The organism is Pseudonocardia zijingensis (assembly GCF_042657305.1).
Lineage (GTDB): Bacteria > Actinomycetota > Actinomycetes > Mycobacteriales > Pseudonocardiaceae > Pseudonocardia > Pseudonocardia zijingensis.
This window is the reverse complement of sequence record NZ_JBHSKO010000020.1, coordinates 114553-129960: the sequence shown is the minus strand read 5'-3', so window position 1 is coordinate 129960 and position 15408 is coordinate 114553. Positions and strand designations below refer to the sequence as shown.

Genomic DNA, 15408 nt, shown 5'->3' with positions numbered 1-15408 from the left:
CTCTCGGCCCGCTCCTCGTATGCTCCAGCCTGGAGATCTCCGGTCCTGGCCGCGACGTGGCCGAGCCGGAGATCCGGGGGAGAGGAGGCCCCGCTCCTCAGTTGCGCCGAGATGAGCTCGACATGCTGACAGGGAAGCTGGTCGACAGGGATGGCGAGCGCGCAGTGCTCGACCGTCTGCTGGCGGACGTCCGTATCGGGGAGAGCCGCGCGATCGTCGTGCGGGGCGGTGCGGGCATCGGCAAGACCGCGCTGCTCGACCACGTCCTCGGTCAGGCGGTCGGCTTCCGCGTCGTGCGCACCACCGGCGTCGAAGCCGAGAAGGAACTCGTCTTCGCCGCTCTGCACCAGATCTGCGCGCCGATGCTCGGCCGGTTGGAGGTCCTGCCTGCACCGCAGCGCGAAGCCTTGGCCACGGCGTTCGGTCTTGCCGTGGGCAGTCCGCCGGATCGGTTCGTGATCGGCCTGGCCGTGTTGGGACTGTTCTCCGAGGTGGCACGGGAGCAACCACTGCTGTGCGTGGTCGACGATTCGCAGTGGTTGGATCGTGCTTCGGCGCAGGTGCTCGGGTTCGTCGCTCGACGGTTGAGGGCCGAGTCGGTGGCCGTCGTCTTCGCAGCGCGCCATGCCGAGGATCACGCCGAGTTGCCTGAGCTGGTGGGTCTTCCCGTGCTCCGCGTCACGGCGCTGACCGACGAGGACTCTCGGGCGTTGTTGACCTCGGCGCACACCGGGCCGGTCGACGACCGGGTGCTCGAACGCGTGATCGCCGAGAGTCGGGGCAACCCGCTGGCGCTCCTGGAACTGCCGCGAGGATTCACGCCCGCGGAGCTCGCGGGTGGGTTCGGCTCGTTCGGGTTAGTGAGCGTGCCGCGGCGGATCGAGGAGAGCTTCCGCCGGCAGATCGAGGAATTGTCGCCGGCCACCCGGCAGGTGTTGCTGGTGGCCGCGGCCGAACCAGTGGGTGATCCGGTGCTGCTGTGGCGCGCCGTCGACCGGCTGGGCATCGACACCATGACGACGGCATCCTCACGAGAGGAGGCGTCCAGGCTCGTCGAGTTCGCGTCCCCCGTGCGGTTCCGGCATCCGCTCCTGCGTTCGGTGATCTACAACGCCGCGTCCGTGGAGCAGCGTCGACATGCACATCAGGCGCTGGGTGAGGTGGTCGATCCAGCGTCCGACCCCGACCGGCGTGCGTGGCACCTCGCTCAAGCGACCGTCGAGCCCGACGAGGACGTCGCGGCCGAGCTGGAGCGATCCGCCGGTCGGGCGCAATCGCGCGGCGGGCTCGTCGCAGCCGCATCCTTCCTCGAGCGGGCCACCGCCCTGACACCGGATCTGGCGCAGCGCGGGCACAGGGCGCTCGCCGCCGCCCAGGCCCGACATCTGGCTGGCATGCCCGAGGCGGCCCTGCGTCTGTTGTCGCTCGCCGAGGCCGGCCCCCTCGCCGAGCTCCCGCGTGCTCGAGCGGAGCTGCTGCGCGCCCGCATCGCGTTCACCGTGGACCGGGGCCGGCACACGCCGCTGCTGTTCCTGAAGGCAGCGATGCAGCTGGAGCGGCTCGATGCCCGGTTGGCTCGCGAAACGTACCTGGATGCGCTGCGCGCAGCGTGGTACGCGGCCGATCCCCCCGGCGGGGTGACGATCCGTGAGGTGGCGCGCGCGGCCGCAGAGGCGCCCGCGCCCGGAGGACCGCCACGTGCCGCGGACCTGCTGCTCGATGGTCTCGCCGTGCGCTACACCGCCGGCTTCGCGGCCGGCGTCCCGAGGGTGCAGCAGGCTCTGCGCGCGTTCCGCGACCCCGGCCTGTCCGACGAGGAGGGGCTGCGATGGTTGTGGTTCGCGAGCGCCGCCGCCGTCGACCTGTGCGACGACGACACCGCCAACATCGTCACCGCCAGATTCGTCGGCCTCGCCCGTGACACCGGCGCGTTGGCCACCCTCCCGCTCGCGCTGACCACACGCATCGTCGTCGACATCTTCGCCGGTGACCTGGTTGCCGCGGCTGCGCTCGTCGAGGAGATGCACGGCATCGAGGACGGCACCGGGATCCCGGTCCCGGCCTACACGGGGCAACTGCTCGCGGCGTGGCAGGGCCGGGAAGCGGTGACGGGCGATCTGGTCGCGGCGACCGCCACCGACGCCGACCGGCGGGGTGAAGGACTGGGGTCCATCACCGCCGGTTGGGCGTGTGCCGTCCTGTTCAACGGGTTGGGGCGGTTCGAGGAGGCGTTCGCCGCGGCGGAGCAGGCCGCCGCGCCGCCTCAGGAGAGGGGCATCCTGACGTGGGCGCCCCTCGTCGAGCTCGTCACCGCGGCCTCCCGAATCGATCGACGCGATGCCGCGGCCGACGCGCTGCAGCGCCTCGAACAGCTGACACGGGCCAGCGGCACGCATTGGGCACTGGGTCTGGAAGCCACCTGCCGGGCGCTGCTGAGTGCGGGCCGAGCGGCTGAGAGCGCGTACGTGGAGGCGATCGACCACCTCTCCCGTACCCGGATCCGGGGTCAGCTCGCTCGCGTTCGCCTGCACTACGGGGAGTGGCTGCGGCGCCAGAACCGGCGCAACGACGCGCGTGAGCAGCTCCGCGAGGCGCACGTGATGTTCACCGCGATGGGGATGGAGGCTTTCGCGGGGCTGGCGGTGCGCGAACTCGGCGCCACCGGGGCAGCGGTCCGCAAGCCCGTCGAGCCGGTCTCCGGTGAACTCACCACGCAGGAGGCTCAGATCGTCCGGCTGGTGCGCGAAGGCCTGTCGAACGCGGAGATCGCCACGCGGTTGTTCATCAGTCCCCGCACGGTCGAATGGCACCTGGGCAACATCTTCGGCAAGCTCGGGATCAGCTCTCGTCGGCAGTTGCGTCGCTGAGCTCACGCCGGAGGGTTGACCACGTGCTGCTGGACAGGGCGGGCGAACGCGCGCTGCTCGAACAGCTCCTCGCCGATGTCCAGAGCGGGGAGAGCCGGGCCCTGGTGGTCCGCGGAGAAGCTGGTATCGGCAAGACCGCGCTCCTGGAGCACGTCCTCGGCTCGGCCGCGGGATGCCGGGTCGTCCGGACATCCGGTGTCGAGGCCGAGATGGAGTTCGCCTTCGCGGCGCTGAACCAGGTCTGCGCCCCCGTGCTGGACCACCTGGCGCACCTGCCGGCGCCCCAGCGCGCAGCACTCGGCACTGCGTTCGGCCTGCGCATCGGCAGCCCACCGGATCGGTTCATGGTCGGCCTGGCCGTCCTGGGCCTGTTCGCGGAGGTGGCGCGCGAGCAGCCGCTCGTGTGCGTGGTCGACGACGCGCAGTGGTTGGACACCGCGTCTGCGCAAGTGCTCGGCTTCGTCGCCAGACGGCTTCGGGCCGAGTCGATCGGGATGATCTTCGCTGTGCGCGACGCCGGCGACGAGCACGCGGTGCCGGAGCTGGTGGGCCTGCCGGAGATGCACGTCCCCGGGCTACCGGACCACGACGCCCGGACGCTGGTGGTGTCGGCGCATCCAGGGCCGGTGGATGCTCAGGTGCTGGACCGGGTGATCGCCGAGAGCCGGGGCAATCCGCTGGCCCTGCTCGAATTGCCGCGCGGGTTCACACCGGTCGAGATCGGAAGTGGATTCGGTCGGTTCGGCCCCGCGGCGCTGCCGGATCGCATCGCGGAGAGCTTCCGGCGGCAGTTCTCCACGTTGTCGCCGATGACGCAGCGGGTGCTGCTGATCGCCGCGGCAGAGCCGGTGGGCGATCCGGTGCTCGTGTGGCGGGCGAGCGACCGGGCCGGCATCGGATTGGACACCGACCGTGCTGCGCGGGAGGCATCAGCGGAGCTCGTCGAGTTCGGTTCCCGGGTGCGGTTCCGGCATCCGCTCCTGCGGTCGGCGATCTACGAGGCAGCCGCACCGGAGGCACGGCGGCAGGCGCACCGCGCCTTGGCGGAGGTGACGGACCCCGCCACCGACCCGGACCGACGCGCCTGGCACCGCGCCCAGGCGACCGCGGGCACGGACGAGGACGTCGCAGCCGAGCTGGAGCAGTGCGCGGACCGGTCGCAGGCCCGAGGCGGGCCGGCTGCGGCCGCCGCGTTCTTCGAGCGCGCCGCGGATCTGACGCCGGACGCCGGGCGGCGCGGGAAGCGGCTGCTCGCAGCCGCATTCGCCGAACACGTCGCCGGCATGGCGGACGCGGCGTTGCGCCTGCTCGCCCTGGCCGAGGCGAGCCCGTTGAGCGCTCTGGAGCGGGCCCAGGCGGATCGGCTGCGGGCCCGTGTCGCGTTCACCGTGAAGCACGGTCGGGAGGCGCCGGCGCTGCTGCTCAAGGCGGCGGTGCGGCTGGAGGCGCTGGACGTGCGGTTGGCCCGGGAGACCTACATGGAGGCACTCCAGGCGGCGTGGTTCGCCGCTCACCTGGCGACCGGGCCGGACGTGCACGACCTCTCAGCAGCCGCACGGGCCGCGCTCGCACCCGATGGCTCTCAGAGCTCCTCCGACCTGCTGCTGCAGGGTCTCGTCGTGAGGTACACCGACGGGTACCCGGCCGGGGCGCCGCTGCTGAAGCGTGCGCTGGAGGTGGTGCTCGACGAGGATCCGTCCGCCGACATCGGACTGCGCTGGCACTGGTTCGCTTCGATCACGTCCATGGACTTGTGGGAGTACGCAGCATTCGACGCGCTCACGAGTCGGTTCGTCGAGACCGCCCGCGCCTCCGGCGCGCTCGCTCCGCTGCCCATGGCCCTGACCCACCGAGCACTCCTCAAGGTGTTCTCGGGCGACCTGGCCTCCGCAGGCGGGCTGCTCGAGGAGTTCGAGGCCGCCCGGGACGGGATGGGCGTGCACGACATGCCCTACGCCGCGCTGCTGCTCGCGGTGTGGCGTGGACAGGAACAGCAGGCCGCCGCGCTGGTCGAAACCGCGACGGCTGAAGCCACCCGGCGGGGCGAGGGCACCGGGATGATCGCCGCATCGTGGGCGGAGGCGCTGCTGTGCAACAGCCTCGGTCGCTTCCAGCAAGCGCTGTCCGCGGCGCGGCGGGCAACCGAGCCGCACCAGGAGATGGGTCTCATGACCTGGTGCTCGTTGGTGGAGCTCGTCACCGCCGCGGCCGGTGCCGGACAGGTGGACGCCGCGGTCGACGCGCTGGCACGCCTTTCCGGGATCGCGCGCGCGAGCGGCACCGACTGGGCACTGGGACTGCGGGCGCGCTGCCGTGCGATGGTCAGCGACGCCGGTGCCGCGGAGTCGCACTACCGCGAAGCCGTCGAGCGGCTCGGCCGCACGCACATCCGTGGCGAGCTCGCCCGGACCCATCTGCACTACGGGATCTGGCTCCGTCGGCAGGGTCGCCGCGGCGATGCGCGCGAGGAGTTGCAGACGGCCCACGCCATGTTCACCGGGATGGACATGCGCGCCTTCGCCGTGCTGGCTGCGCGCGAGCTCAGCACGATCGGCGAGAGCGCCCGGGCGCGCGCCCAGAGCGGCTCCGGACAGCTCACCGTGCAAGAAGCGCAGGTCGTCCGGCTCGTCCGGGACGGGCTCTCGAACGCCGAGATCGCGGCGCGCCTGTTCATCAGCCCGCGTACCGTGGAGTGGCACCTGAGCAAGATCTTCAGCAAGCTCGGTGTCACGTCACGTCGTCAGCTGTGACGCTGACCGGTCCGAACCCGATCAGGCGGCGGCGGCCCGTTCCAGGCCGACCGTGCGGCCGAGGAAGCCGCGGATGTACCCGGCGGCGGTGTCGAAGGCGCTCTCGAGGAGGAAGTGGCCTCCCTCGAGGAGGTGGATCTCGGCGTCGGGCAGGTCGCGGGCGAACGCTGTGGCCCCTGCTGGGCCGAAGATCTCGTCGCCCCTGCCCCAGATGGCCAGCAACGGCACCTGGCTGGTCCGGAAGTAATCGTGCACGGCTGGGTAGAGCGGGGGGTTCGTCGCGTAGTCGCGGAACAGGGCGAGTTGGATCTCGGGGTTGCCGGGGCGGTTGACCTCAGCGTGGTCGGTGGTCCAGGTGTCGGGGTCGACGAGCTCGGGCTGGGGCACGCCGGTGAGGTACTGCCAGCGGATGGCGTCGAGCGTGAGGGCTCCGCGCAGCGGGGCCGCCGTGTCCTCGCCGGGCGCCTCGGCATAGGCCCAGAGCGCGGACCAGAACGCGTCGACGAAGCCGTCGTCGTAGGCGTTGCCGCTCTGGCTGATGATCGCCTGTACGGCCATCGGCCTGCGCAGGGCAAGGCGCCAGCCGATGGGCGCGCCGTAGTCCTGCACGTACATGGCGAACCGGTTGACCTCGAGCTGGTCGAGCAGGCCTTGGGTGATGTCGGTCAGAGCGTCGAAGGTGTAGTCGAACTCGGTCGGCGACGGGGTGGCGGACTGCCCGAATCCGATGTGGTCCGGGGCGATGACGTGGTAGCGGTCGGCCAGCAGGGGCATGAGGTGCCGGAACATTCGCGAGCTGGTCGGAAAGCCGTGCAGCAGCAGGACGACGGGCGCGTCGGCCGGGCCGGCCTCCCGGTAGAAGACCTGCTGCCCGTCGACGGTCGCGTTCCTGTGGTGAACCTCGGCCATCTCTCACTCCTCGGGGATGGTGGGTCGGGTGACCCGCGGTGGTGGCATCGCAGCGACGCTTCACCGATCACGCATCGGTCGGTTCCGTCGACCCCCTGGTCCGGTGCCCGGTCGTCTCACCCGCGGGTGCGTCCGAGCGGCCCAGCGGGTGCGTGTTGGCGGCGGTGGCCAGGACCATGTGCAGCTCGGTGCGCGAGGAGATCCCGAGCTTCGCGAAGACCTTGTGCAGGTGGTACTCGACGGTGCGAGGGCTGACGAACAGGCGGGCGCCGATCTCGGGGTTGGAGAGCCCGTTGAGCGCCAGGTGGGCGATCCGGGCTTCCTGAGGAGTCAGCTGACGGCCGGCATCGACGCTGCGCCTGCGGGCCTTCTCGCCGGTGGCGAGCAGCTCGCGGTGAGCGCGGTCGGCGAGCGCATCCGACCCGATCGTCGTGAACAGTTCGAAGGCTGCTCGTAGCGGTATGCGCGCGTCCACGCGTCGCTTCCGGCGGCGTAGCCACTCTCCGTAGAGCAGCTGGACGCGTCCGAAGTGGGTCCGGATGCCGGTTCGGGCCAGCCGATCGATCGCCTCTCGGTAGAGCGGCTCGGCGCCCTGCTCATCCGCGAGCAGTGCCCGGGCCGCCGCCTGGACGCCCAGGCCCCAGTCGGTGCCTGCGGCATCGGTGCGCTCGGTGAGCCGGGTGACAGCCCGACGTGCCGCGTCGTGCCGGCCACTGCGCACGGCTGCCTCGACGAGCTCGGGTAGGGCCCATCCGGCGAAGGCGAGCTGCTCCGAGCGGCAGGCGTCGGACGCCGCCGCAAGGGCCTGTTGATAGCGGCCCACGCTGTTGTGCATGATCGCTTCCGCGAGGTCGGCGGCAGCCGATGTGACGCCGTCGCCGCGGTCCCGGGCATCCCGGCGCGCGTTCGCCACGAGGTCGTGGAGGACGCCGGGCCGGCCTTGCCACGCCGCGAGCAGCAGCGCCGGGTGCCGCAACGGCGTGGTGCGGGTCGTCGAGACCTTCGCGTCGACCCGTGCGAGTCGGCCGCGCGCGGCGTCGAACCGACCGAGGTACACGTCGGCGAGCGCGAGATGAGCCTGCACATGGGCGGGTGTCGCCGTGTTCTCGGCGCAGGCGTGAGCCTCTTGGCGTGACGACAAGGCGGTCCACGCCTGTGCATCCCACGAATCGGCGGCGATGCAGCCGGCCAGCCACAGCCAGCGACTCACCGCCGGGTCGAGCTCGGGCGCTCGGAAGGCGCCCAGCACCGCGGCGAGGGGACCCGCGGCGGTGAGCGGGCCGTCGAGCACCCGTGTCGCCAATGCGTCCAGAAGCGGATCCGCCGGATGGGCCGGGCCGGCAGCCACGGCTGCACGGGCGGCGCCTGCGACGTCGACGGCGGTCGGGTTGGTGGCGAGTTCGCCGGCGAACAGCGCCGCGGTGAGCGCCTCCAGATAGGCGTCCCGAGCCAGCGCAGGTGAGTGTGGTTCGATGCGCCGTGCCGCCTCGAGCAGGTGCCCGGGTGAAGCCGGGCTGCGGTGCGTGGTGAACGCGATCCGGGCCCGCTGCAGCGCCATCCGTGCTCGTCGTGCATCGTCGGGAGGTGCGATCTCCGCGATCGCGAGCAGCCGCTGGGCGATCTCCGGTGCACCCGAGAGCTGATGAGCCTCCGCGGCGGTCAACGCCCGCTGCGCCCGCCGCACGGGGTCCGGGGTGAGCAGGGCCGCCTTCTCCAGGAATGCGGCGCGGGCTGCGATGCCGCCGCGGGTATGTGCGGTCGGGGCGTGTCGCTCGAGGTCGGTGGCGACGGCGTCGTCGAGGCCGCTGCACCCCAGCGCGCGGTGCCAGGCGCGGCGATCGGCGTCCACGTCGGCGTCGACGGCGTCGGCGAGTGCGCCATGGATCTCCCGGAGCTCGGCGGGTGCGGCGGTCGCGTAGACCGTCGCCCGCAGCCGCGGGCATGCGAACGCGATGCGCGGACCGAACACCAGCAGCCGCTGGGACTCGAGAACCTCAGCAGCGTCGGTTCCGATGCCGAGCGTGGCTGCGGCCCGCCATGCCACGGGCGGGTCGCCGGTCGGGTCTGCGGCGGCCGTGAGCAGCAGGCGCCGTGCGTCGGCCCGCAACTGCCGCGACCGTTGCGCGCAGCCGTGGTCGGGCTCGGGATGCGCTGCGCGCGGTGCCGGAATCGCGTACCCGCCGGCGAGCTCGACCGCGGTGATGCCGTCGAAGGCGTCGACGAGCGTTCCCGGGTTGCCGCGGGCCTCGATCAGGACGCGCTCGATGACGGCGGCGTCGACCTTCCCGGGGGTGGTTGCCGCCAACAGGAATCGGGCGTCGTCGTACGGCAGCGGCTCCAGGCGCAGTTCGGGCACGCCGTCGAGTTCGGTCCCGTGCTGGTGTTCGCGTTCGGCGAGCAAGATCAAGAGGCCGCGCTCGGCGCGTCGCGCCACGAATGCCAGCACCAGTCTGGACGCGGGGTCGAGCAGGTGCGCGTCGTCGACGATGCAGCACACGGGCCGTGTGTCGGCGGCTCGGGTGAGCAGGTTCAACACGGCGAGGCTGACGAGTGGCCGGTCCGGTGGCGGCCCGGGCGTCAGCCCGATCGCGGTGGCGAGGGCGTCACGTTGGGCGGGTTGCAGCGCGTGCAGATCGTCTATGAGCGGCGCGCACAGCAGGTGCAGCCCGGCGTAGGGCAGCTCGTGCTCGGCGGCGACTCCACGCACCCGCAGCAGCCGGTAACCGGTGGCGCGCCGGGCGGCGTGCTCGAGCAGGGTGCTCTTCCCGATGCCGCTCTCGCCGATGATCCGCAGGGTGGCCCGCTCCAGTTGCAGGAGCTGCTCCACGCGGGCGCATTCGGCGGTCCGGCCGTACAGCCGCAGCGGGATGTTGTCCGTCGACCGGTGCTGCAGTGTGCTCGACGCAGTTGTCACGGGGAGCACGCTGCCCCGACATGCCGCGGTTGTGGCCAGTGTGCGACACGGGTTCGACACGGGGATCGCGACGCCGACCCCGGGGTTCAGCGTTCCCGGTGTCCCCGGTGCCCGGGGTCATCCGGGATCGCGCAGCCCGGCAAGGCCGTGGATGTCGATGCCCAGCACGCCACCGTTCTCGATGATCACCATCAGGACGCTCTCGCAGTTCGGGCAGCGCAGCACGGTTGCGGCGCCCCGGTACACCCCGGCCTGTCCGAGCCGGCTCGCCGCACCGCAGCCGGCGCACGTGCCCAACGCCGCTGTCATGTCACGGCCGAACGCGGTCTGCAACATGCCGGCTATCGCGTTGCCGTCGAGTGCTGTCATGGGTTCTCTCCGATCCCGCCGAAGCGTTCGGTCCGGACGCGGGCCGGGTCCTGCCCGATCCCGACGAGCAGCTCCGCGGCGGTCTCGACGAACGCCGTCGGCCCGCAGATGTAGGTGAGGGGATCGGCGCTCGGGGACCAGCCGGTCTCCACGAGCATCCGGTGGTCGATACGGCGGGCGTAGCCGTTCCAGCCGGGCGGCTGCGTGCGGGTGAAGGTGAGGCTGACGTCGATCTCGTCGGACGTCGCCATCCGCATCAGCTCCTCGCGGTAGACCAGGTCCTCGGGAGCTCGCACCGAGTACAGCAGTCGGACCGGCACCGTGCTGTGGATCGAGCGGTGGTGGCGCAGCATCGAGCGGAACGGCACGATCCCCGATCCGCCGGCGATGAGCAGCAGCGGCCCGCCGGGGGAGTCCTGCCAGACGAAGTAGCCGCCCACCGGCCCGCGCAGCTCCAGCTCGTCACCCGGACGCAACTCGTCGACGAGGTAGGGCGAGACCTCCCCGTCGGGCAGGCGTTCGACGGTGATCTCGACCCGGGCGTCGGCCGGGGCGGAGGCGATCGAGTAGCTGCGTTGGGCCTGGTAACCGTCATCGGCTGTCAGCCGGACGTCGATGTGCTGGCCGCCTCGATGGCCGCCCCAGTCCGGCACGTCCAGCGCGATGGTCCGGGTGTGCGCGGTCTCGGTGACGATCTCGACGACGGTGCCGGTCTGCCAGGTCAGTCTCCGGAGTAGCGCTGCTCTTTCCATGGGTCTCCGTAGTTGTGGTAGCCGTAGCGCTCCCAGAAGCCTGGCTCGTCCTCGTCGCGCAGCTCGAGACCGCGGACCCACTTGGCGCTCTTCCAGAAGTAGAGATGGGGAACCAGCAGGCGCGCCGGGCCTCCGTGCTGCGCTTCGAGCGGCGCGCCGGCGAAGCTGTGGACGATCCACGCCTTGCCGCCGGTGAGATCGGCGATCGGCAGGTTCGTGGTGTACCCGCCGTCGCAGAAGACCAGCGCATGGCGAGCACTGGTGTGCACGCCGGCGAGCACGGTGTCCAGCGACACCCCCGTCCTCTCGGTGTCCAACTTGGACCATTTGGTGACGCAGTGGATGTCGGTCGTGATGTCCTCGCTCCCCAGAGCCCGGAACTCGTCCCACGTCCACGACACCGGTTCGTCGACCGCGCCGCGGAGGCTGAACGTCCAGCGGTCCACCGGCGTGTGCGGCGTCGGACCCGCCGACAGCACCGGAAAACCCGTGGTCACGTACTGGCCCGGCGGTATCCGGGACGGGTCGGCGTCGGTGCGTCGCCTGCCCAGGAAGCCACGCGATGCGGACGTCATCGGTGCGCCCCTGACTGCACCCGCAGCTGCCACTGTTGCTTCTCGAGTTCGCGGGTCACCCCGATGAGCACGTCCTGGCTCACGAGGTCGACCTCGCCGACGCGGCGGAGCCGGGCCCGGACCCGTTCGGCGACCGTTGCGACGCGGTGGGTGACCTCGTGGACGAGCAGGTTGTCCTGGACCTCGTCCGGTGCGATGGGCGTCAGCCCGGTTCCGGCTGCGACGGCGGCCGGCTGGCCGTCGACCGTGTGGCCGATCGTGACCGCGCGTTCGGCGACGGTGTCGGCCATGGCGCGCCAGGAGTCGACGAGCTCGTCGAGTTGCAGGTGCAGCGAGTGGGACAACGGGCCGGCGGCCATCCAGTGCAGTTGTTTGCCGGTCAGCGAGAGCGCCACCAGGTCGTGGAGTACTGCAGCGAGCTCGTGACCGATGGCGGCTCGTTCGTGCGGGTTGTCCAACGGGGGCAGGTAGACGGCGGCCGTCAGGGAATCCATGCGAAGGTCCTCCTCCACGTGAGGTGGTCGGCCGGGTTGCCGCTGCGTGTGAGCACCCGCCCACCGTGGGCCGAGTGCGGCCCGGTCGCATCCGGGTGCTCCCCAGTGAGGAGCGGGGACGGGGCCCGCGGCGCGGCGCATTTGCGAGACGATTGCCGGGGAGCACCCTGATGCGATCGATGGGGTCCGACCGCAGGCTGGCCGTGCCAATCGCATGCCGGTCGAGCGGAGGAAATCGATGACCGACGAGATCTGCGCGATGCCTGCGACCGAATTGGTCGCCAGGATCGGTGCGAGGGAACTCTCACCGGTCGAGGTCGTGGATGCGGTACTGGATCGGATGGATCGGCTCGATCCCGTGTTGCACGCCTTCTGCGAGCCGACCCACGAGCTCGCCCGCTCCGCGGCCGCCGGTGTCACCGAACGGATCGCACGCGGTGAGCCGGTCGGGCCGCTGGCCGGCGTGCCGATCGCGGTCAAGGACCTGATTCCCGTCAAGGGCGTCCGCACGGCGATGGGCTCGCCGATCTACCGGGACTTCATCCCGGACGAGGACGACGTGGTGGTCGAGCGGGTCACGGCGGCCGATGCGCTGATACTGGGCAAGACCACCGTGCCCGAGTTCGGCTACAGCGGCGCCGGGCACAATCCCGTCTCGCCCGCCGCCCGCAACCCGTGGAACACCGCGATGACCCCGGGCGGCTCCAGCGCGGGCTCTGCGGCCGCGGTGGCCGCGGGTATCGGTCCGGTCGCGCTGGGCACCGACGGTGGTGGCTCGGTGCGCATCCCGTCGGCGCACTGCGGCATCTACGGGTTCAAGCCGTCGATGGGGCGGGTGCCGATGTACCCCGGTGCCCGCGACGAGCGCCGTCCCGGAGCGTCCAGCTGGGAGAGCCTCGGGCACATCGGCCCGCTCACCCGCACGGTCGCCGACGCGGCGCTGCTCATGTCGGTGCTGGCAGGCCCGGATCCCCGCGACCGGCTCTCAATACCCGCAGGCGACGTCGACTGGTCGACCGCACCCGAGGGCGGGATCAGCGGTATGCGGGTGGCGTTCTCCCCCGACTGGGGCTACATGGCCGTCGATCCCGCGGTCCGCGAGATCACGGCCCGGGCAGCGGCGGTGTTCGAGAAGGACCTGGGCTGCACGGTCGAGGAGACCGACCCGGGCTGGGAGGACCCGTTCCACGCGTTCTGGGCGGTGGTGATGGGCGACACCGACCTGGCGGGGATGCGGAGGCTCATCGGCGAGTACGGCGGGGAGATGTCCCCGAACGTGGTCGACATCCTGGGCAAGCCCTGGACCGCGGAGGATCTGACCAGCGCCCGGATGGTGCGCAAGGCGGTGAACAACAAGATGTGGCGGCTCATGGCCGACCACGACCTGCTGATCACACCCACGCTGGCTGTCCCGCCGTTCGCCCTCCACACCCAGGGACCTGAGATCATCGACGACCGGATGGTGCCCTCGACGGCCTGGTTGGGCTTCTGCTTCCCGATCAACCTGACCGGTCAGCCCGCAGCCAGCGTGCCTGCCGGCTTCACCGACGACGGTCTTCCCGTGGGCCTGCAGATCGTCGGCCGCCACCTGGCCGACGCCGACGTCCTGCGTGCCTCAGCTGCTTTCGAGGCCGCCGCCCCCTGGGCGGCCCACTGGCCCGACCTGCCCTGAATTGACTGGTGCCACCTCGGCCGACGGCCGCCGCGGTCAGGCGATCGACTTCGCGTAGCCCGCCGCGTCGAGCAGGTCGAGCACTGCGTCCTCGGTGCGGCCGTCGACGCGGAGTTCGAGCATCCACCCGGCGCCGTAAGGATCGGCGTTGACCAGCTCCGGCTGTTCGGCGAGATCGGTGTTCACGACGACCACCTCGCCTGTCACGGGGGCGACGACGTCCGACCGTGACTTCGTCGATTCGACCTCTCCGAACACGTCGCCCGCCCTGACCGCGGTTCCGACGTCGGGGAGTTCGACGGCGACCACATCCCCGAGCTGGTTCTGGGCGTAGTCGGTGACGCCGACGCGCACGAGGTCGGCGCCCGTGGCCAGGACCCAGTGGTGCTCGGGGGTGTAGTGCAGCTCGTCGCGGATCATCGGTGCCTCTCCGTGCTCGTCGGCGTCGCGTGCTCCTGTCCTGGCTCGGCTCGTGATCAGGTTCAGCACGCGCTGGGCAAGGCGAACCCGACCGGAGCCGGCCTCATCGGGGTCCGAGGGCCGGTGCCCCGGGACGTAGACGGAGGGCAGCGGTCCGAAGCTCGGGGTGACCTGGGCCTCCGGTGGGCGTGGGTCGTCGTGGCTGTGCACGGTGCCTCCAGCACGGCACGGGCGGACCGGGACCTCGAGCGTGCAGTCCCGGGCCTGTGCCGGTATCCCCCGATGGGTGGCGGCGATGGGTAGGCGGCCGGATGTCGCTTCGTTCCGACCGATGTCGACGGGAAAGCACCGGGGCATGACTGGGCGGTGTGGCTCGGGTGTCACGGACTCGATGAGGACCAGACCGGGTCAGGGTCGACGAGAGGACGACGAGAACGGAGAGACGCATGGAACAGGGCATGCACGCCACCGGCCACGTGTACATCCAGACCAACGAGCTCAAGAATGCCGTCATCCACTACGCCCGCGCGGGTGACGGGACGATCAGCGAGGTGGAGCGCATTCCCACCGGGGGCGCCGGTTCCGGGGTGTACAAGCCGATCAGTGGGCAGGAGAGCGCGCCCAACGCCTTCGAGGCGGCCGGCAGCGTGATCGTCACGGCGGACAAGCGATTCCTGTTCGCCACCAACGGTGGTGACAACTCGGTCTCGAGCTTCGGCATCGGCGACGCCGGCAAGTTGACGTTGCTGGATGTCAAGCGGACCGGGAACGTCGTCCCCGGCAGGAGCGGCACCGCCAAGTCGCTGGCGTACTCGGCGGCGAGCGGCACGCTGTTCGTGCTGCACTCCTTCGGTCCCGACCACGTCCGTGCGATGTCGGTGGACGGTGAAGGCAAACTCACGGCCCGGCCCGAGGGGTACACCGTGAACACCCCGGACAAGCCGCTGCGGGTCTCCACGATGGTCGTGCTGTCCCCGGATGAGAAGTTCCTGGTCGTCGGCACCACGTTCGACCAGCCGGCCGCGGCGAACCCCGACGGCTCGCCGATCCTCTGGGCGGATCAACCGGACGGTACGAAGAAGTCGGTCGCGTCGAACGCTCCGGACCCGGATGGCGTCGTCGTCTTCCCGGTGGAGGCGAACGGTTCACTGGGGGAGGGGCTGTTCCAGGACGGTGGTGGCGCGTCGCCGTTCTACCCCGCTTTCCTGCACCACCGCCCGGATCACCTCGTCATCGGATACGCCGTCGCCGACGGCATCGCACTGGCGACGTTCGACGAACGTGGTGCACTCGGCACCGGGCCCGTCGTGAAGATCGACACCAGTGCCGGGCTGCCGTCCGAGCTGTGCTGGCTGGCGGTGTCGCCGGACGACCGGTGGGTCTTCGCCACGAACTTCGGTTACAGCAACATCAGCAGCTTCCGCATCGACGGGGACGTGGTCTCGCTGGCCCACGACTCCGCGTGCCCGAAGGTGCCCGGTGACGGGACGTTCCGGGCGCTCAACGGGACGGTCAGCAGCGGCCCGAGCGACAACTGGATCAGCCCGGACGGCAACTACCTGTACCAGATCTACGCCAACGCCTCGAAGCTCATCGGGTACGAGGTCCAGTCCGACGGCTCGCTCACCGAGATCACCAGTGCGGAGATCCCCTACAACAGCCCGCAGGGGCTCGCCGGGTTCTGAC

General features: G+C 71.2%; 11 protein-coding genes. 4 read left to right on the top strand and 7 right to left on the bottom strand.

The features are described 5' to 3' along the window. The first annotated feature begins 122 nt into the window (after window positions 1–122). The gene (locus ACFPL3_RS30425; RefSeq protein WP_343946678.1) at window positions 123–2867 is read left to right on the top strand and encodes an ATP-binding protein; all 2745 of its coding nucleotides are present in this window, start codon (window positions 123–125) and stop codon (window positions 2865–2867) included. Between the two features lie 23 nt (window positions 2868–2890). Further along, window positions 2891–5617 (top strand): helix-turn-helix transcriptional regulator, encoded by a 2727-nt coding sequence (locus ACFPL3_RS30420; RefSeq protein WP_343946679.1) that lies wholly within the window; start codon window positions 2891–2893, stop codon window positions 5615–5617. Window positions 5618–5638: 21 nt separating this feature from the next. On the opposite strand, the gene ACFPL3_RS30415 is transcribed toward ACFPL3_RS30420, so the two are convergent. The 6 genes from ACFPL3_RS30415 to ACFPL3_RS30390 all read right to left on the bottom strand — a co-directional run bounded on the left by ACFPL3_RS30415 (window position 5639) and on the right by ACFPL3_RS30390 (window position 11630). Further along, window positions 5639–6526: an alpha/beta fold hydrolase gene (locus ACFPL3_RS30415; protein WP_343946680.1), complete on the bottom strand. Its 888-nt coding sequence runs from the start codon at window positions 6524–6526 to the stop codon at window positions 5639–5641. 67 nt (window positions 6527–6593) lie between these two features. Further along, a complete protein-coding gene (locus ACFPL3_RS30410; protein WP_343946681.1) occupies window positions 6594–9440 on the bottom strand; it encodes a helix-turn-helix transcriptional regulator in 2847 nt (948 codons plus the stop codon). A 117-nt stretch (window positions 9441–9557) separates the two neighbouring features. Continuing rightward, window positions 9558–9809 (bottom strand): DUF6510 family protein, encoded by a 252-nt coding sequence (locus ACFPL3_RS30405; RefSeq protein ID WP_343946682.1) that lies wholly within the window; start codon window positions 9807–9809, stop codon window positions 9558–9560. Beyond that, complete coding sequence (locus ACFPL3_RS30400) at window positions 9806–10561, bottom strand: ferredoxin reductase (RefSeq protein WP_343946683.1); 756 nt, start codon at window positions 10559–10561, stop codon at window positions 9806–9808. Before ACFPL3_RS30400 ends, ACFPL3_RS30405 begins: the two co-directional genes overlap by 4 nt. Continuing rightward, window positions 10531–11136, bottom strand: coding sequence for a sulfite oxidase-like oxidoreductase (locus tag ACFPL3_RS30395; protein WP_343946700.1), 606 nt, complete (start codon window positions 11134–11136; stop codon window positions 10531–10533). Before ACFPL3_RS30395 ends, ACFPL3_RS30400 begins: the two co-directional genes overlap by 31 nt. Continuing rightward, window positions 11133–11630: a Dps family protein gene (locus ACFPL3_RS30390; RefSeq protein ID WP_343946684.1), complete on the bottom strand. Its 498-nt coding sequence runs from the start codon at window positions 11628–11630 to the stop codon at window positions 11133–11135. Before ACFPL3_RS30390 ends, ACFPL3_RS30395 begins: the two co-directional genes overlap by 4 nt. A 214-nt stretch (window positions 11631–11844) precedes the next feature. On the opposite strand from ACFPL3_RS30390, the gene ACFPL3_RS30385 reads away from it, so the two are divergent. Beyond that, window positions 11845–13302: an amidase gene (locus ACFPL3_RS30385; protein ID WP_379589788.1), complete on the top strand. Its 1458-nt coding sequence runs from the start codon at window positions 11845–11847 to the stop codon at window positions 13300–13302. 36 nt (window positions 13303–13338) lie between these two features. Here the strand turns inward: ACFPL3_RS30385 and gcvH are convergent, their stop codons facing one another. Further along, a complete protein-coding gene (gcvH, locus tag ACFPL3_RS30380) occupies window positions 13339–13722 on the bottom strand; it encodes a glycine cleavage system protein GcvH (RefSeq protein ID WP_343946685.1) in 384 nt (127 codons plus the stop codon). Window positions 13723–14168: 446 nt separating this feature from the next. On the opposite strand from gcvH, the gene ACFPL3_RS30375 reads away from it, so the two are divergent. Next, the gene (locus ACFPL3_RS30375) at window positions 14169–15407 is read left to right on the top strand and encodes a lactonase family protein (protein ID WP_343946686.1); all 1239 of its coding nucleotides are present in this window, start codon (window positions 14169–14171) and stop codon (window positions 15405–15407) included. The last annotated feature ends 1 nt before the right edge of the window (window position 15408 follow it).